Here is a 19,675-nt window from a genome sequence, read left to right on the forward strand (position 1 = left end):
ACTGCCCTGATCATCACTGCCCTGATCATCACTGCCCTGATCATCACTGCCCTGATCATCACTGCCCTGATCGTCACCGATCCTTCCGAGGAGGGGCACTGCACCGAGTTCTGGTGCAGTGCCCCTCCTCGTTCGTTCCGGCGGCATAACGTGGAGGACATGACCGACACCGAACAGTCTTCTCAGCAGTTCCGTATCGAACGCGACACGATGGGCGAGGTCCAGGTTCCGGTCGACGCCTTGTGGCGCGCCCAGACGCAGCGCGCCGTGGAGAACTTCCCGATCTCGGGCCGTGGACTCGAACGCGCACAGATCCGCGCGCTGGGTCTGCTCAAGAGCGCCTGCGCCCGGGTGAACAAGGACCTGGGTCTGCTCGACCCCGACAAGGCCGACGCGATCGTCGCGGCCGCCGATGCCATCGCCGCGGGTGAGTACGACGACCAGTTCCCGATCGACGTCTTCCAGACCGGTTCGGGCACGAGCTCGAACATGAACACCAACGAGGTCATCGCGTCGCTCGCCGCGAAGGCCGGCGTCACGGTCCACCCCAACGACGACGTCAACATGTCGCAGTCGTCGAACGACACTTTCCCCACCGCGACGCATGTCGCCGCGACCGAGGCGACGGTGAAGGATCTGATCCCCGCCCTCGAGCACCTGCACGGTGCCCTCGCCGAGAAGGCGAAGGAGTGGCGCACGGTCGTCAAGTCGGGTCGTACGCACCTGATGGATGCGGTCCCGGTGACCCTGGGCCAGGAGTTCGGTGGTTACGCCCGCCAGATCGAGGCCGGGATCGAACGTCTCCGCGCGACCCTCCCCCGCCTCGGCGAACTGCCGATCGGCGGTACCGCGGTGGGCACGGGCCTCAACGCACCGGCGGATTTCGGGGCGCGTGTCGTGGCCGTGCTCGTCGAGACCACGGGGCTCGACGAGTTGCAGGGGGCCCGCAACAGTTTCGAGGCTCAGGCCGCGCGTGACGCTCTGGTCGAGGTGTCCGGGGCGCTGCGCACCGTCGCCGTGTCGCTGACGAAGATCGCCAACGACATCCGCTGGATGGGGTCCGGTCCGCTCACGGGTCTGGCCGAGATCCAGCTCCCCGATCTGCAGCCCGGTAGTTCGATCATGCCGGGCAAGGTCAATCCCGTTCTTCCCGAAGCGGTTACGCAGGTCGCCGCACAGGTGGTGGGCAACGACACCACTGTGGCGTGGAGCGGCGCGGCCGGGGCGTTCGAACTCAACGTCTACATCCCGGTGATGGCCCGCAACGTCCTCGAGTCGATTCGTTTGCTCGCCAACGTCTCCCGACTGTTCGCCGATCGCTGCATCACCGGGCTGGTCGCGAACGTCGAACATCTGCGCACACTGGCGGAGTCGTCGCCGTCGATCGTCACTCCCCTCAACTCCGCGATCGGATACGAGGAGGCGGCCGCCGTCGCCAAGGAGGCGCTGAAGGAGAAGAAGACGATCCGTCAGACCGTCGTGGACCGCGGCCTCGTCGGCGACCGCCTGAGCGAGGAGGAACTGGACCGCCGCCTCGACGTCCTGGCGATGACGCGGGTGGACGAGAAGTCCTGACCCGCAGGGTCCCGGCCGGCCCCCGCCTGCATCCGCTACGAATTTCGCCATCCGCTACAGCAATTGCTGTAGCGGATGGCGAAAACGTGAGCGGATAGCGAGGGCTCAGCGAGCCGGGAGTCACCTCACTCCTGGACCACCTCGGTCCCGGCGCCGGGCGCCCACGTGATGTAACCGAACTGGAAGTTGCTTCGCGCACCGTCGGGGGTCTGTTCCTCGTCGGTGATCGGGAAGCCCAGGTCGCCACCGGCACCACCCGCGGCCTCCCAGGCCGTGCGGATCTCACCCCACACGATGTGGGAATCGGTGTCGGGGCTCCACGCGATGATGCCGCCCTCGAACTCCGCGACGTAACCGTCGCCGACTTCCTCCTGCTGGCCGGTCGCGGCGCCGAGCGGGCTGGACGCACCGCCGACCTCGGCGTACTTCTGCAGGATCGGCCCGCTGAGTTCGACCTGCTCGCCGTCCGGTCCCGGCACCGCACTGGACCGATCCGCCGCGGGCTCGTCGGCCTCGGGCGAATCGTCGCCCTGCGTGATCGATTCGACGGCGCTCTCCGCCCCGGATGCCACGCTCTCCGCGGCGGATTGGACCGCGCTGGTCGCGCTGCCCACCGTGTCCTCCGCGGATTGGTCGTCGCTGCAACCGGCGACCACCAGTCCGATCGCCGCTGCGGCCGCCACCAACGCTGCTCTGCGTCGGGGAATTCGATTCATCGGTTCGCTCCTGTCACTGAGAGGACGGGTACCTGAGTTCAGGGTGCCCGACTCCTCGGCGACACAACCCGGTTTCCGGTGATTCCGTGCCGTGCACCAATCCGCCCCACCCCAGGTCTCCTGCCGTTACCATGCGACGCAGCCGACGCCGAGGAGAACGATGAGCACACAGACCGTCACCGCGCACGACGCCGTCGCCACGGTGACCGATTTCCTGGAGGCAACGGCCGCCGAGGACATCGACCGCGCCGCCTCTCTGATCACCGACGACATCGCGTGGCACAACACCTGGCTCCCCACCGTCCGCGGCGGCGCCCGGGTCCGGAAGATCCTTGCCGGTCTCGCGCGACCGTCGGTAGGCTTCGGCGTCGTCGTCCACCACATCGCAGCCGAGGGCGACATCGTGCTCACCGAACGCACCGACATCCTGCGCTTCGGGCCGGTGCGCATCGAGTTCTGGGTGTGCGGCACCTTCGAACTGCGCGACGGGCGGATCGCCTTGTGGGACGACCACTTCGACGTCCTCACCTTCCTCCGCGGAACCGTCGTGGGCGTCCTGCGCGCCGTGCTGCGTCGCTCCTGACGATCCTCACCCCACCGCTCCCCTGAGGGCGCCCGCATAGAATCCGTTCGTCGCCGAACCGTTCGGCGACGGATCAGCAGGGAGCGATGACATGTCCGACGCCGAGCACACTCCGGGATTCACGACGGGTCTGGAGATCCGGCGCGAAGTGATGGGTGACGACTTCGTCGAGCGGGCGTTCGAGCGTTCCCGTGGCACCGACTCCGAGGCGATGCAGGAGTTCGTGACCGAGCACGCCTGGGGTGCCGTGTGGTCGCGTCCCGGCCTGGACCGGCGCAGCCGCAGCCTGCTCAACCTCGGCATGCTCATCGCGCTGCGCGCCGAGAACGAGCTGCGCGGACACGTCCGTGGAGCCCTGCGCAACGGGCTCGGCCGCACAGAGATCGTCGAATCCGTCATCCACTGCTCGGCGTACTGCGGCGCCCCCGCCGGACTCGCTGCGATGCGCGTGGTCCAGGAAGTGCTCGAGGCCGAACTCGGCCCCCTCTCCGAGGACACCGACGCCTCCGACGAGGCCTGACAACGACGGCGCGCCCGGCGGATGCCGGACGCGCCGCATCGACGTGCTCGGGCGTCAGGCGCCCGGAGCGAACTCCTCGAGCATCTCCGTCACCAGCGCCGCGATCGGCGACCGCTCACTGCGGGTGAGCGTCACGTGCGCGAACAGCGGATGTCCCTTGAGCTTCTCGATGACCGCCGCGACACCGTCGTGCCGGCCGACACGCAGGTTGTCGCGCTGGGCGACGTCGTGGGTGAGCACGACGCGCGATCCCGCACCGAGCCGCGACAGGACGGTGAGCAGCACGTTGCGTTCGAGCGACTGTGCCTCGTCGACGACGACGAACGAATCGTGCAGCGACCGGCCGCGAATGTGCGTGAGCGGCAGCACTTCCAGCATTCCGCGACTGAGCACCTCCTCGAGCACCGCCGGGCTGGCGAGTCCTTCGAGGGTGTCGAAGACCGCCTGCCCCCACGGATTCATCTTCTCGGCCTCGGTACCCGGCAGGTAGCCGAGTTCCTGCCCACCCACCGCGTAGAGCGGCCGGAAGACCACCACCTTGCGGTGGGTTCGTCTTTCCAGGACGGCCTCGAGTCCCGCCGTCAGTGCCAGCGCGGACTTTCCGGTTCCGGCCTTGCCGCCGAGGGAGACGATGCCGACGGATTCGTCGAGCAGCAGGTCGAGGGCGACGCGCTGTTCGGCGGAGCGCCCGTGCAGTCCGAACGCCTCCCGGTCGCCGCGGACGAGCTGCACCCGCTTGTCGGCGGTGACCCGGCCGAGCGCGCTGGAGGAGCCACCGAGAAGCCTGATCCCCGTGTGGCACGGCAGATCCCGCGCATCGTCGATGTCGACGATGCCCTCGGTGAACATCTCGTCGATGAGGGTCCGGTCGACCTCGAGTTCGGTCATGCCCGTCCATCCCGAGATCACCACGTCCTGGGCGTGGTACTCGTCGGCGTCGAGGCCGACGGCACCGGCCTTGACGCGCAACGGGATGTCCTTGCTGACGAGCACCACGTCGCGTCCCTCGGTGGCCAGGTTCAGGGCGCACGCGAGGATGCGGGAGTCGTTGGTGTCGGTGCGGAATCCCGCGGGCAGGACCATGGGGTCGGTGTGATTGAGCTCCACGTGGAGGGTGCCACCCTCGTCCCCGATAGGGATGGGCTGGTCGAGGCGTCCGTGCCGCTGCCGCAGGTCGTCGAGCAGGCGCAGCGATTCGCGAGCGAACCAGCCGAGTTCGTGGTGGTGCCGTTTCCCTTCGAGTTCGCCGATCACGACCAGCGGAAGGACGACTTCGTGCTCGGCGAACCTGGTGACCGCCCAAGGGTCGGAGAGCAACACTGAAGTGTCCAGCACGTAGGTGCGTACAGCGGATTCTTTCGCAGCGGCGGTACCGGAGGCGTGGCCGGAGCGGGTGGGGACGGAGCGTGTTGCGTTCACGTGGGGCTCCTCGGCCCGGACGGCACCGCCCGGACGTATTCGGTGGGCCGGTGGGTCCCCGGTGTCGTCACGACCACGGAGGCCCGGTGCCGGCCCCCTCGCTCGGACTGTGTCAGCCACACGATCAGGGACCTCCCGTGTAGACGGCACCTGCGCCGCCTACACCCCCGACGCTAACCCCGATACGGGCGATTCGCTCGATGGCGGAGGAAGCGTGTCGGTGAAGATCGCGTTAACGACACCTCATAAGTACCCCTGAACCCCAGCAAACACGGTCGGCTCCGCTGCGTCAGGAACGCGAACCCGTGGATCGCGCGGCGTACGGTCACTCGACCGTCACCGGATGCGCGCTCGGTTCCACCGTCGCGCCGCGCAGTCGTCGCAGCACCAGGGTCACGAGCAGCGCGAGGACGGCCATCGCGGCGCTGTACCAGACGACCGCGCCCGGGGCGTCGAAGATGCCGCCGAACAGACCCGCGACGAGCGCACCGACCGACATGCCCGCGACCTCCTGGGCGGACCACAGACCGTTCACCCGGCCCAGCAGCGTGTGCGGCGTGTGCGTCTGGATCAGCGAGTAGCGCAGCACCTCCTGCACGGCCCCGAACACACCGACGATCACGAGCAGCACGACGGTGAGCGCCAGGACGGACGTGAAGCCGACCAGTGCCTGGACGACGAATCCGAGGACCAGGGCGGTGAGCAGCACGCGGCCGGGCCGCACCGAACGGCCGAGCCATCCACTGGTGACCGTGGCCGCGGCGGCGCCGAGCGCGATCGCCGCGTACATGACGCCGATGGCGACCGCATTGCCCTCGAAACGCGCGTCGGCAAAGGCCGGCACGAGCACGAGCACACCGCCGCCGAGCATCGCGACGACGCCGGCGATCATCACCCCGCCGACGACGCGTTCGCGGCGCAGGAAGCCGGTCACCGTCTCCGCGGGTGCGTCGGCGTCGTGCCCGGCGTCCGCCGTCGGTGGGTTCAGCGCCGGCAGGCCCGAGAGCAGGGTGACGGTCACGGCGGTGCCGATCGCGGCCACCCAGTAGTTCCACGCCACCGAGAACGTCGCGATCACGAGTCCGCCGAGCGCCGGGGACAGGACGGCTCCCGCGCGGGCGCTGAGCACGTTGAGCGCACCGACGGCGACGAGCTGGTCCTTGGGGACGAGCGTGGGCACGACTGCCAGCAGAGCCGCGATGCTGATCGACCCGATCAGGCCGTTGACGACCGTCAGGGCGATGATCGCCGGCACCGAGGGCGACGACAGACCGGCGTTGACGGCCAGTCCGACGAAGGTGAGACCGGAGACGGTGCGGGCGAACAGGATCAGGAACTTGCGGTTGTAGCGGTCGGCGAGCATGCCGCCGAGCAGCATGCCGCCGATCGCAGCGCCCCCTTCGAGCGCGGAGACCAGACCCACCATCGGCGACGATCCGGTCAGGTCGTAGACCTGGATCGGTACGCCGACCATGAGCATCCCGATACCGAAGATCGAGATGGTGCGAGCGATGAAGATCCGGCGGAAGGCCGCGCTCTCGCGCAGCGGCCGCAGATCGAAGAGGGCGCCGTTGCTCATTGGCGGGCCGTCACTCGGACTTCGCGGCGGCGTCGGCGAGCATCGGAGCGATCTCGTCGGTGGCCCACTTCAGCGACAACGCCGACGGGAAGCCCACGGCGTTCGGCATGCCGGTGTTGCGGGCGAGCGAGACGACCGCGCCGCGCTCGACGGCCGGAAGACGGTTCCACGCCTCGAACTTGGTCAGGTATCCGAGATCGCCGGTGGGCGAGACGACCACGAGCAGGTCGGCGTCGAGCTGCGAGATCTCCTCGTAGGACAGCACACCGCGTCCGTCCGCATCGACCTGCAGTGTGTTCGCGTACTCGCTGAGCTCGAGGCCGAGCGAGTTCAGGAACTGCCCGATGCCGCGGTCGTCGGCGGCGAGCACCGACAGCTGGCCACCGGTGTCGCCGATGATCGCGTTGTAGGTCGCGCCCTCGAGTGCGGGGTACTGCTCCTTGGCGGCGTCGAGATCGACCTCGGCCTGCTCGATGACCTCCTCGGCCTTCTCGGGGATGCCGAGGGCCGAGGCGATCTTGCGGGTGGAGTCCTGCCACGGCTCACCGTTGGCGCGGTAGTCGAAGTGGACGACGGGGAACTGTTCGGCGAGCTGGTCGTAGGTGTTCTGTTCGAGTCCCCAGAAGCCGGTGGAGACGATGATGTCGGGCTGCAGCGCGGCGATCTGCTCGGCGATCACCGTGGCACCGCCGTCCATGTTCAGCAGCGGCGGGACGTCGGCGCCGAGTGCTTCGGCCTCCCACGGCCACACGCCGGTGCCGCCGGTCGCCGCGAGGTTCTGGGCATCGACGGGGAGCGCGAGCGGGGTGACGCCCAACGACAGCAGGATGTCGGCGTCCTGCGGCGACAGCGGCAGGGCGCGGGTCGGGGCCGACTCGACGGTCGTGTCGCCGAACTTGCCGGAGACGGTGACCGGGAACTCGCCGTTCGCCGCCGTCGCGCTGCCGGACGAGCTGCCGCTGTCGGTGTCCGAGCCGCACGCCGTGACACCGACCAGCATGGCGGTGGCGGCGAGGGCGACGCCGATCCGGCGCAGTCGCTTGTGGATCCTCATCGATTCTCCTCTGCTGTAGAACACTTCGTAGGTCCGTCGTCCGGGTGTCCGTTCCCGGCGCCGAGGATCTCGTCCTCGCGGAGGGTCGCGGCGAGTTCGCCGATCGACCCGGCGGTGAAGATCGACTCGGCGTCGATCACGTATCCGGCCGCCCGCAGTCCGCCGAGGATCCGCATCACCGAGATGCTGTCGCATCCGAGTTCGAGCAGATCGTCGTCGACGCCGACCTGCTCGACGCCGGTGACCTCGGAGGCGAGGGCGCACAGCAGCTCTTCGGCCGGTGCGGACGGTGCCCGGTGCGTTCGCGGGGCGAGTTCCGGTCGCGGCAGCGCTGCGCGGTCGATCTTGCCGTTGGCGAGCGTGGGCAGGGCGTCGAGCACGACCGTCGCCGACGGCACCATGTAGTCGGGCAGCACCCGCGCGACCGCGCGTCGCAGCGTCTCGGCGTCGAGGGTGTGCCCGGCGGCCGGGACGACGTAGGCGACGAGACGTGCCGTCGCACCGAGATCGGTGCGGGCGAGCACCACTGCGGTCGCGACGTCCGGTCGCGACGAGAGCACGGTCTCGATCTCGGCCGGTTCGATCCGGTATCCGCGGATCTTGACCTGGTCGTCGCCGCGTCCGCGGTAGCGGATGTGTCCGTCGGGCGTCCACAGGGCCCGGTCACCCGTGCGGTACATGCGGTCTCCGGGGAATTCCGGATCGATCGTGTCCGCGACGAAACGGTCGGCGGTGCGACCCGGGTCGGCGAGATAGCCGCGGGCCAGTCCACGACCGGCGAGGTAGAGCTCGCCCTCCACACCGATCGGCGCGGGACGCATCCACCGGTCGACGATGTAGGCCCGGGTGCCGGCGACCGGTCGGCCCGCAACGGGCGCCTCGGCGTCCGAAGCCCGTGCGACGAGCGCGTCGACGGTGCTCTCGCTCGGCCCGTAGAGGTTGTAGGCGCTCACGCCGTCCAGCCCGCGCAACCGGTCCCACATCGGTTGGGAGACCGCCTCGCCGCCGAAGCCGAGCGAGGCCGGGCACCGTCCGTCGTCCGCGAGTCCGTGATCGAGCAGCTGCGCGAGGTGCGACGGGGTGACCTCGACGAAGTCCCAGCGGGATTCGTGGGCGACGCGGACCATCTCGGCCGGATCGCGCTGGACCTTCTCGTCGACGACGTGCACCGCGTGCCCGTCGAAGAGCCACAGCTGCGGTTGCCAGGACGCGTCGAAGGCGAACGACCACGCGTGGCCGACCCGGAGCCGGTCGCGTCCGGTCCGTGCCTGCGTCGGCGCGTAGAGGTCGGCGCGGTGGCTGTGGAACAGCGCGGTCAGGCCGCGGTGCAGGGCGAGGACCGCCTTGGGTGTGCCGGTGGAGCCGGAGGTGTACACGACGTAGGCCGGGTGGTCGGCGCGCAGCGGTGCGAGCCGGTCGGCGTCGGTCAGCGGGGCGTCGTCGTAGCCGGCGACCCGCGCCGCGAGCGTCTCGTCGTCGAGCGCGAGCACCGGCGCGTCCACCGCGGGCAGCGACGACGCGAGTTCTCGGGTGGTGAGCACGACGGCCGGCTCCGCGGTGCCGAGGATCGTCGCGAGACGCTCGGTGGGAGTGCGCGGTTCGAGCGCGACGTAGGCACCGCCGGAGACGAGCACCGCGAGCATCGCCGCGATCGTGTCGGCCGTGCGGGGCAGCACGAGCGCCACGCGGGTCTCGGGAGCGACACCGTGGTCGACGAGCAGTCGCGCCCACCGGCGGACCAGGGACGCGAGGTCGGCGAAACTCCATTCGAGATCGACTGCCACGAGCGCGGTCTCGTGCGGGTGACGGGCGACCGCGTCGTCGAACAGGTCCGCGACGGTGACGGCTTCGGCGACCGGTGCCGGTGTGGCCCGCCACTGTTCGAGCCGGGCGCGTTCGTCGGCCGGCAGGACGTCGATCGCGGACAGGCGCCGGTGCGCCTCTCCCCCGGCCAGCGTGCGCAGCACCCGGTCGAGTCCGGCGACGAGACGTTCGACGGTGCCGCGGTCGTACAGGTCGGAGCTGTACTCGACGACGCCGACGAGGGTGTCGGTGCCCACATACTCGACGAGGTCGAACGACAGGTCGAACTTCGAGGTCTCCATCGGGTGCGGTTCGGGGGTGACACCCGCCGTGAGCCCACCCGCACTGCGCGGATCGGGTTCGACGAGATAGACGATCATCACCTGGAACAGCGGGTGCAGGGCGCGCGAGACGGATCGGTCGGAGCCGAGCACCGCGTCGACGACCTGCTCGAAGGGCAGGTCCTGGTGGTCGAACGCCTGGAGGTCGGTGCGGCGGATCCGGTCGAGCAGTTCGGCGACGGTGGGGTCGCCGGACAGGTCGGTGCGCAGCACGAGGGTGTTGAGGAAGAAACCGACGAGATCCTCGAGTTGCGCGTCGCCGCGTCCGGAGACCGGGGTGCCGAGGGGGATGTCCTCGCCGCCGCCGTAGGCGGCGAGCAGCACCGCGACGGCGGCCTGCACGACCATGAACATCGAGACGTCGTGTGCGCGTGCGAGTTCCCGCAGTGCGCGCACGACCTCCGCGTCGAGCGCGAATGGCACCGCGCCACCGCGATAGGAGGTGCGGGCCGGACGGGTCCGGTCGGTCGGCAGCGGCAGTTCCTCGGGCAGGCCGGCGAGGGCGTCGCGCCAGTAGGCGCGCTGACGCGCGGCGAGCGACTCCGCATCCGCCGGGTCGCCGAGCAGGTCGCGCTGCCACAGCGTGAAGTCGGCGTACTGCACGGCGGGCTGCATCCACTCCGGTGCCTGCCCCACCTCCCGCAGCGCGTAGGCGGTCGCCAGATCGGTGAGCAGCGCCTTGGTCGACCACTCGTCGACGGCGATGTGGTGAATCACCAGCGCCACCACGGTGCCGTCCCCGGCGTCGAGGACCGACAGCCGCACCGGCAGTTCGGCCGACAGATCGAAGCGGTGATCGATCGCCTCGGCCAGCGCATCGTGGACATCGGCCGCGGCGACCGAGCGGTGGTCGACGACCACGCGGACCTCGTCCGGCGCGAGCACCTGCTGGTAGGCCTGTCCGTCCGCGCTCGGGAAGACCGTGCGCAGCGACTCGTGACGCAGGACGACGTCGCGCACGGCCGCTTCGAGTGCCGGGACGTCGACGCGCCCGTGCACCCGCCACGTGACAGGCACGTTGTACACGCCGCCGCGGGCCCCGAGCTGGTCGAGAATCCAGAGGCGTTGCTGCGCGTACGACAGCGGCACCATCGCAGGTCGCGGGTCGGCCGCCACCAGCGCGGGTCGCGGCGACGCCTGCCCGGCGGCCGCGCACCGCTGCGCGAGCGACTCCACCGTCGGGGCGTCGAAGACCGTGCGCAGGGCCAGATCCGCGCCGAGCTCCGAACGGATCGCGTTCACGAGCCGGATCGCAGCGAGGGAATGCCCACCGAGTGCGAAGAAGTCGACGTCGATACCGACCTCGTCGAGTCCCAGCGCGTCGGCGAACAGAGTCGCGATCGTCGCCTCGAGTTCGGTACGCGGCTGCCGTCCGGATCCGGTGTCGAACTCCGGTGCCGGAAGGGCACCGCGATCGAGTTTGCCGTTGAAGGTCGTCGGGACCGCGTCGATCACGAGAACCCGTGCGGGCAGCAGATAGTCGGGCACACGTCCGACGAGTGCGTCACGGACCGCCACCGGATCCACCGCGACTTCCGCTGCGGGAACGATATATCCGACGAGCACCGAATCGCCTGCGGGACGGGGTTTGATCGCGGCCACAGCACGGGCGACACCGTCGACGGCATCGAGAGCCGCCTCGAGTTCGCCGAGTTCGATGCGCAGACCGCGCAGCTTGATCTGGTCGTCGCCGCGGCCGAGATATTCGAGGTCGCCGTGGGCGTCCCAGCGTGCGAGGTCGCCGGTTCGGTAGAGCCGGTCGCCGGGATCGCCGTAGGGGTCGGCGACGAACCGCTGGGCGGTGAGCGCCGGGCGCCGCAGGTAGCCCTGCGCAACCTGTACTCCCCCGATGTACAGCTCACCGGGGGTGCCGGCCGGCACGGGGCGCAGATACCGGTCGAGCACGTACAGGCACACGTTCGCGCCCGGCCGCCCGATGACGGAACCGCGGGTAGGCGAACCGATCCGGGCACCCGGGTCGGCGTCGAGGGTCACCTCCACCGCGGCTTCGGTCGGGCCGTACAGGTTGTGGACCTTCACCTGCGGGAGCACCGTCGCCGCGCGTGCGACGGTGCGCGGCGACAGTGCTTCACCGCTGCACACGATGCGGCGCAGGCTCGCGGCGTCCGCGGTGGCGGGCACGGCGAGGGTCTCCTCGAGCATCGACGGCACGAAGTGGGCGACGGTGATGTTCCCGTCGCGCAGCAGGGTCGCCGATTCGACGGGATCGCGGTGCGCGTCGGGTCCGCCGACGACGACGCTCGCACCGTCGACGAACGGCGCGAACAACTCCCACACCGACACGTCGAAGGTCGCGGGTGTGCGCAGCAGCACCCGGTCGTCGGGCGAGGCGGGCAGTTCGCGGCGCACCCATTCGAGCCGGTTCGCCACGGCGCGGTGCGACACGGCGACGCCCTTGGGCAGACCCGTCGACCCCGAGGTGTAGATGACGTAGAGCGGGTGGTCGAGGGTGAGCGGCGCGATCCGGTCGGTGTCGGTGACCGACTCCGGGCTGCGGGCGTCGATACGGGCACGCACCTCGGTGTCGTCGAGGTCGAGTCGCGGATGCTCGCCGGGCAGTTCGATGTCGCTGCGCGTCAGCACGACTCGCGGATGCGCATCGCCGAGCAGGTACTCGATGCGCGTTTCGGGCAGCGTGGTGTCGATCGGCTGGTAGGCCGCACCGGACTTCACGACGGCGTGGATCGCGACGACCTGCCCCACGGAGCGGGGCACCGCGACCGCGACGATCGCACCCGGACCGGCGCCGAGCGCGACGAGTTCGCGGGCGAGGCGGTTCGAGGCGGCGTCGAGGGCGGCATGGGTGAGGGTGTGGTCGGCCGCGACGAGAGCCGGCCGTTCGGCGTGCTCGGCGGCGCTGCGGGCGAGCACCTCGCTCAGCGGGGCGAGAGCGAAGTCGACGCGCTCGCCGGTGCCGACGGCGAGTTGTCCCGCGGCCTCGTCGGCGTCGAGGATCGCGACGTCGCCGATCCGGGCCGCGGGTGCGCTCGCGACCTGATCGAGCAGAGTGAGCAGCGCGGCGAGAAGCGTGTCGGCCATGGTGGCGTCGAACAGGTCGGTCGCGTACTCGACCGATACGGCGACCTCGCCGGTGTCCGGGGCGTCGACGAAGGTGAGGTTGAGGTCGAACTTGGCGCGGACGTTGCTCAGCGGTTCCCAGCGGGTGGGCACACCGAGCAGGTCGGGCAGCTGCGCGGGGCGCTGCAGGTAGCTCATCATCACCTGGAACAGCGGGTTCCGTCCCTCGACGCGCGGCGGTGCGAGTCGCTCGACGAGCTGCTGGAAGGGCACCTCCTGGTGCGCCATCGCCGCGAGATCGGTCTCGCGCACCCGGTCGAGGAGTTCGGCGAAGGTGGGCTCGCCGGACAGATCGGTGCGCAGCACCAGGGTGTTGACGAAGAAACCGACGAGTTCGTCGAGTGCGGTGTCGGAACGGCCCGAGACGGGGGTGCCGACGACGATGTCGTCGCCCGCGCCGAGCCGGGAGAGCAGTGCCGCGACGGCCGCGTGCAGCGCCATGAACATCGTGCCGCCGCGGGCATCCGCGACGGCGCGCAGGCGGGCGGCGATGTCGGCGGGGACCGTCGCGGTGGTGTTGCCCGCCGCTCCGGTCGGCCGCGCGGGGCGGGGCCGGTCGGTGGGCAGGACGATCTCGTCGGGCAATTGCGCGAGAGTGTCGGTCCAGTAGTCGATCTGGGTGTCGATCCGGCCGGCCTCGATCAGTTCGCGCTGCCACAGCGTGTAGTCGGCGTACTGGACGGGCAGCGGAGACCATTCGGGTGTCGCGCCGGCCGACCGGGCTTGGTAGGCGCGGGTGAGGTCGCCGAGCAGCGGCGCATCCGACCATTCGTCGGTCGCGATGTGGTGCAGCACCACTGCGAGGACGTGCCGGTCGGGCGCGACGCGCACCAGCACCACGCGCAGCGGCGGGTCGGTGTGCAGATCGAACGACGCGGTGAGCCGCTCGGTGAGCAGCGCCCGGACGGCATCCTCGGACTCTGTCTCGTGCAGTTCGAAGCGTACGGCCTCGGGCGTGTCCAGGATCCGCTGGTAGGGCGTGCCGTCCTCGGAATCGACGACGGTGCGCAGGCTCTCATGACGTTCCACGACGTCGGCGACCGCCGCGACGAGGGCATCGGCGTCCACCGCGCCGTCGAGGCGGGCGACGTGCGCGTAGTGGTAGGCGAGGCTATCGTCCTGCAACTGCTGGAGCAGCCACAGGCGTTCCTGGGCGGCCGACAGCGGCACCCGGTCGGGGCGCGTCCGCGCGGTGATCGGCGGGAGCGCCGCTGCGGCGCCGGGGATGCGGCGGGCGAGTTCCTCGACGCTGCGAGCCTCGAACAGGTCGCGGATGGTGACGTCCACACCGAGTTCGGAGCGGATGCGGCCGACGATCCGCATGGCGATCATCGAGTGCCCGCCGAGTTCGAAGAAGTCGTCGTCGGCGCCGACCTCGTCGACCCCGAGGACGCCGGCGAAGACCTCGCACAGGACCTTCTCGGTCTCGGTGCGCGGGGCGCGTCCACCGAGGCCCGTGGCGGCCTGCGGTTCGGGCAGGGCGCGGGTGTCGAGCTTGCCGTTGACGGTCATCGGCACGGAATCGATGAGCTGTACCCCGGCCGGGACCATGTAGTCGGGCAACTGGGCGCGCAGGTGGGCGACGAGCCGCGACGACAGGTCGGACGGGTCACCGTCACCGACCGGAACGGCGTAGGCAGCAAGTCGTTTCGTGCCGGGCACGAGCGGGTCGTCGACGGCGATCACCGCCGCGGTACCGACCGCGGGGTGCTCCTCGAGCACAGCCGCGATCTCGTGCAGTTCGACGCGGTAACCGCGGATCTTGACCTGGTCGTCGACGCGGCCGAGATAGTCGAGGTTGCCGTCGGTGCGGCGGCGCATGAGGTCGCCGGTGCGGTACATGCGCCCACCGGCCGACCATGGATCGGCGACGAAGCGGTCGGAGGTGAGCCCGAAACGGTTCAGATAGCCGCGCGCGAGACCCACACCCGCGATGTACAACTCGCCGACGACACCGTCGACGACGGGGCGCAGCCACGGATCGAGGATGTAGGCGCGGGTCGCGCGGATGGGGACGCCGACCGTGGGGGTCGCGCTGTCGTCGGTGCCGCCACCGAGGGTGTTGATGGTGTACTCGGTGGGGCCGTACAGGTTGTACCCGAGGGTGCCATCGGTCTCGCGCAGGCGCGTCCACACCGAATCCGACACGGCCTCACCGCCGAGCAGAACGAGCGGCGGGCGGTGCTGCCCCGGACCCTCGTCGAGCATGCCGTCCGCGATCAGCTGCGTCGCGTAGGTGGGGGTGACGTTGACGACGTCGATGGCGTGGGTGTTGCAGTACTCGACGAGCGCGGTGGCGTCGCGACGCAGGTCCTCGTCGCAGACGTGCACCTCGTGGCCCTCGACGAGCCAGAGCAGTTCCTCCCACGACATGTCGAAAGCGAACGACACGGTGTGCGCGACCCGCATCCGGCGTCCGTCCACCGACGAGACCACCGGATCGAAGATCTCGTCCTGGTGGTTGCGCTGCATGTTGGTCAGGCCCCGATAGGGGGTGACCACGCCCTTCGGCTTGCCGGTGGACCCCGAGGTGTAGATGACGTAGGCGGGGTGCTCGAGCCGGCCCGGGCGACCCGGGGCGAAGGCACCGAGTTCGGCGTCGGTCAACGGCGCGGTACTCGCGGCGAGGGGCTCGTCCAGGCGGATGCTGCGGTCGGCGGGCAGGCCGAGACGGTTCTGCACCGCGGTCGTGGTGAGGAACAGCGCCGGCAGCGCGTCGTCGATGACGGTGCGCAGACGCTCGTCGGGCTGGTCGAGTTCGAGCGGCAGGTAGGCGGCACCGGTGCGCAGGATCGCGAAGAGCGCGACGACGGTGTCGATGCTGCGGGGCAGACCGAGGCACACGATGGTCTCGGGTCCCGCTCCCCCGGCGATGAGGGTGCGGGCGAGCGCTTCGACGCGGCCGGCGAGTTCGCCGTAGGTGCTGCTCTGTTCACCGGAGACGAGGGCGATGCGGTCGGCGTCGGTCGCGGCGCGGGCGATGAGCATCTCGGCGACGGTGACGTCCTCGACCTCGGGGATCTCGGCGCGCAGCCGGGCGTCGGTGACGGTGTGTTCGGCGGCCGTCAGTGCGGGCACGGACGCGACCGGCAGATCGACTCCGCGGGCGACGAAGTCGAGCAGCGCCACGAAGCGGTCGTGCAGGGCCCGGGCACGCGCACCGTCGACGACGTCGGGCCGGTAGTCGATCTTGACGTGCATGGTCCGCCCCGGCGACACGACGATCGCGAGGGGATAGTGCGTGTGGTCGAGGCTGTCCTCGGCGAGGATGTCGTGCCGCGCGGACTGCCGGGCCATCTCGTCGGCGTCCTTGAAGTTCTGCAGTACGAACAGGGTGTCGAACAGTTCGGAATGACCGACGGCGCGGAGGATGTCGCCGAGTCCGAGATACTCGAACTCCATGCGGTCGGCGTACTCGTCCTGCATGCGGCGCAGCAGGTCCGCGACGGTCTCGGCGCCGGACAGGCGCACCCGCACCGGGACGGTGTTGAGGAACATGCCGACCACGCGGTCGAGTCCGACGATCTCGGTGGGCCGCCCGGCGACGGTGGAGCCGAACACGACGTCGGTGCTGCCGGATTCGGCGGCGAGCAGCAGGCCGACGACGGCGTTCATCAACGCGTTGAGGGTGACGCCCGTGCTGCGGGCCCGATCGCGCAGTGTCGCGGTGAGCGTCTCGTCGATGTACGACTCGATGCGCAGCGGCACGATGGCGGCGCGGTCGCGGGTGGATCCGGCGAGCAGCGTGGGCTTGTCGAAACCGGCGAACTCGTCGCGCCAGGCCTGCTCGGCGGCGGCGCGGTCGCGGGCGGCGAGCCACTGCAGGTAGTCGGTGAAACCCGCTTCGGGCGACGCGATTTCGTCACCGGCGTAGCGGGCGAGCAGTTCGTCGACGAACAGCGCACCGGACCAGCCGTCCCACAGGATGAATTCGCGGTTGACGACGAGACGGTCGATGCCGTCGAGGTGCAGCAGCAGCATGCGCCACAGCGGCGGGGACGCGAGGTCGAACGGCTGCAGCCGATCCTCCTCGATGAGTTTCTCGGCGCGGGCCTGCTGCTCGGCGGGGTCGAGGTCGGTGAGGTCGACCTCGGTGAACGGCACCTCGAGATCCGCCGCGCCGATGAACTGCACCGGATCGGCCAGACCGTCGTCGGTGAAACCGGCACGCACGGTGGGGTTCTCGGCGATCAGACGTGCGGCGGCGCGGCGCAGGCGCTCGACGTCGAGGCGGTGGCCGAAGTCGAGCGAGAACTGGGCGGTGTAGATGTCCTTCGACGAGTCGAAGACCGACTGGAAGTACAGGCCGCGCTGCAGCGGCGACAGCGGCCAGATGTCCTCGATCCGCACGGGCGCGATCCGTGCGACGCGGTCGATCTCGGTCTGCGTGAGCGTGACGTGCCCGAGATCGGACGGAGTGAGGGAGGTCCGCCCCAAAGCTGCGTCGGCGCGGCCGAGGAGATCGTCGAATGCCGCGCGCCATGCCTCGGCGAGCCCGGCCACGAGATCGGGGTCGAGCGCCTCGTCGGCGGTGAGATGCACCGTGGCGCCGCCGGTTCCCCGTTCGACGTGGATATCGAGCAGGTAGTTGCCGATGCGGTCTCCGCCGCTCCGCACGAGCACCTGCGGCTGTCCGAGCGGCGCGAGGGCCGGTCCGGCCTGGACGTTGGCGTAACGCAGCATCGGCCAGCCGATGCCCCGGTCGGGGGCTGCGCGCAGGCGTTCCTTCGCGGTGCGCAGGGCGTCGAGCGGATCGGTGGCGAGCGCCATCCGCACCGGCGTCGTCCAGTCGAGCGCGCCGACGGTGCGGGTGAGGTCGGCGTCGGGGGCCAGTGCGATGCGGCCGTCGCGGACGATGTCGACGAGCAGTTCACCGTCGCCGCTCTCGCGGGTGTTCGCGACCGCGGCTGCGGTCACCGCGGTCCACACATCGGTCGAGACGCCCGAGACGAGACCGGCCACTGCGGTGGTCGCCATGGAGAATTCGTCGTCGGTCAGGGTGAGGGTCACAGGCGTCCGTGTGCGGCCGGTGGCCACCGCTGCGGCGAACTCGGCACCGGGTGCGACGGTGGTCATCCAGTCGGGAAGCTCGGCGAGTCGCTGCGGGGAGGCGGCCTGCTCGGTGAAGACGCGGGCGTGGGTCGCGGGCGAGGTGGGCACGGGCGGCAGCACGATCTGCGTGCCGCGCCGGGCGGCGCGCAGGGCACGGTGCAGGTCGGCGGTGACGATCGACCAGGACGTCTCGTCGACGAGCCCGGCGGGGGCGAGGAAGACCAGTTCCCCGGCGCTCTCGTCCGCAGCGGTGAGCCGCACCGCGGTCAGGACCCGGCCGGCGGTGGCGTCGGGGCGCAGGGGCAGGTCGGCGGTCGCGGTTCCCACCGGCAGGGCGGCGTTCGCGACGAGGGTCCGGACGTCGACGGCGGCGGTGTCGTTCACCGACAGCAGCCACAGCACCGGGGCCGGTGCGGTGAGGGTCGTCCGCAGCGCCGGGTGGTGCTCGACCACGGCGGCGACCGCGGCGAGCACGGCGTCGTCGGTGAGATCCTCCGGAGCCGGGACGCGGTATTCGCGCAGGTCGGCGTCCACGGAGAGTCCGGCGTCGCGGCGTCGCGCGGTGGCCGGCAGCAGCGCGAGCGGTCCGGCGGCGGTGTCCTCGTGGTCGGCCTCGGAGCTGTCGCCGAGGGCCGGCGCCGGGGCGACGTCGAAGGTGCCGAGCGGCGCGTCGAGGTCGTCGAGGATCGCGGCGAGGAAGTCGTCGAGATCGGCGGCGCAGCGCTGCGCGAGCGGTGCGTCGTCGGCATGACCGCGCAGTCCGATCTCGATCGGGTGCCCGGCCTTCTCGAGCACGAGGATGAATTCCAGTTCGCCGACCGGCCCGGAGGACAGCATGTGCGCCTGCGATTCCCGCCCGACCGAGTACCGCGAGGCAGCTGCGGGCATGATGTTCACGCCGACGGTCGGGGGCCGCCAGTCCGGGTCGATCTCGGCGAGTTCGCGACCGAGATCCTCACCGCGGTACCGGCCGTGTTTGAGCAGGCCGAGCAGTTTGCCGTCGATCACCTCGGCGACGTCGGCCAGGCGCGCGTCGTCGGGAACGTCGAAGCGCAGGGGCAGGACGCTGGCGACCATCGCGGGCACGGTGCGCAGTTCGCGGGTGCCGCGCGCGGTCGTGGGCAGGCTGATCACCACGTCACGGCGGCGGGTGGCCCGGGCCAGATAGGCGCCGAGGAGGGCGATGAGCACGGTGGCGGGCCGGGTGCCGTGGGCCTTGGCGTACCGCTCGAGCCGGCCGCGTCCGTCGGCGTCGATGTGCGACCAGGCGACGAGTTCTCCGGGGCTCGACAGGCGACCAGAGCCGAGCAGGCGCGTCACCTGCGGGAGGTCGGCGAGTTCGTCGAGCCAGTAGCGGCGGTCGAGTTCGCGTTGTTCGCTCGCGACGTACTCCTCGTCGACGCGCACGTACCGTTCCAGGGTCCACTCCGTGGCGCGGTCGGGACCCTTGCCCTCGACGTACGCCCTGGTCATCGCGGTGGTCGCGAGACTGATGCCGTAGCCGTCATTCACTATGTGGTGGTACTGCTGGTACAGCCGTACGGTGTCGTCGGAGAGGCGGTGGATGGCGAATCGGAACAGCAGGTCGCGGGCTAGATCTTGCGGTTCGTTCATCGTGGCGCGCATCCAGCGGTCGGACGCCGCGGCCGGGTCGTCCTCGCCGCGGAAGTCGATGACCGGCAGGTCCCACTCGCGGGTCGCGCGCCGGATCTGGACGACATTGCCGTCGGCGTCGACGTCGAAGTTGACGTGCAGGGTCTCGGCGGCGTCGAGGACCGAGTGGATCGCCGTGATCATCCGGTCGATGTCGATGTCGTCACCGATGGTCTCGGTGTACATGCCGGTGTTGTAGAGGTGCCCGGTGGCGTCGAGCTGATGACCGAAATAGATGGTCCGCTGCGCGCGCGTGACGGAATACACCGACTGCATCGAAT

Annotated in this window: 8 protein-coding genes; 3 read left to right on the forward strand and 5 right to left on the reverse strand. The window is 70.4% G+C overall.

Annotation, left to right across the window (positions count from 1 at the left end):
• The first annotated feature begins 159 nt into the window (after nucleotides 1-159).
• Nucleotides 160-1,575, forward strand: a complete 1,416-nt coding sequence (locus AC6CID_RS03585; protein WP_006553903.1) for a class II fumarate hydratase — start codon at nucleotides 160-162, stop codon at nucleotides 1,573-1,575.
• 125 nt (nucleotides 1,576-1,700) lie between these two features.
• On the opposite strand, the gene AC6CID_RS03590 is transcribed toward AC6CID_RS03585, so the two are convergent.
• Nucleotides 1,701-2,291: an LGFP repeat-containing protein gene (locus AC6CID_RS03590; RefSeq protein WP_232238033.1), complete on the reverse strand. Its 591-nt coding sequence runs from the start codon at nucleotides 2,289-2,291 to the stop codon at nucleotides 1,701-1,703.
• 160 nt (nucleotides 2,292-2,451) lie between these two features.
• Between AC6CID_RS03590 and AC6CID_RS03595 the strand changes: the two genes are divergently transcribed.
• Both AC6CID_RS03595 and AC6CID_RS03600 read left to right on the forward strand, forming a co-directional pair.
• The gene (locus tag AC6CID_RS03595; protein WP_019288723.1) at nucleotides 2,452-2,874 is read left to right on the forward strand and encodes a limonene-1,2-epoxide hydrolase family protein; all 423 of its coding nucleotides are present in this window, start codon (nucleotides 2,452-2,454) and stop codon (nucleotides 2,872-2,874) included.
• 91 nt (nucleotides 2,875-2,965) lie between these two features.
• Nucleotides 2,966-3,394 (forward strand): carboxymuconolactone decarboxylase family protein, encoded by a 429-nt coding sequence (locus AC6CID_RS03600; RefSeq protein WP_120281767.1) that lies wholly within the window; start codon nucleotides 2,966-2,968, stop codon nucleotides 3,392-3,394.
• Between the two features lie 54 nt (nucleotides 3,395-3,448).
• Here AC6CID_RS03600 and phoH2 read toward each other — a convergent pair whose 3' ends face one another.
• The 4 genes from phoH2 to AC6CID_RS03620 form a co-directional block, all read right to left on the reverse strand.
• Nucleotides 3,449-4,813 carry an RNA 5'-3' helicase PhoH2 gene (gene phoH2 / locus AC6CID_RS03605; protein WP_024103276.1) on the reverse strand — a complete coding sequence of 455 codons (1,365 nt, stop codon included), beginning with the start codon at nucleotides 4,811-4,813 and terminating at the stop codon, nucleotides 3,449-3,451.
• A 325-nt stretch (nucleotides 4,814-5,138) separates the two neighbouring features.
• Nucleotides 5,139-6,392, reverse strand: coding sequence for an enterobactin transporter EntS (entS, locus tag AC6CID_RS03610; RefSeq protein ID WP_498353585.1), 1,254 nt, complete (start codon nucleotides 6,390-6,392; stop codon nucleotides 5,139-5,141).
• Between the two features lie 10 nt (nucleotides 6,393-6,402).
• Nucleotides 6,403-7,446, reverse strand: a complete 1,044-nt coding sequence (locus tag AC6CID_RS03615; protein ID WP_006553897.1) for an ABC transporter substrate-binding protein — start codon at nucleotides 7,444-7,446, stop codon at nucleotides 6,403-6,405.
• A complete protein-coding gene (locus tag AC6CID_RS03620; protein WP_498353586.1) occupies nucleotides 7,443-19,670 on the reverse strand; it encodes an amino acid adenylation domain-containing protein in 12,228 nt (4,075 codons plus the stop codon). The genes AC6CID_RS03615 and AC6CID_RS03620 overlap by 4 nt, the downstream gene beginning before the upstream one ends.
• Between the last annotated feature and the right edge of the window lie 5 nt (nucleotides 19,671-19,675).

The sequence above is a fragment of the Rhodococcus sp. GQ147 genome, from assembly GCF_059759155.1.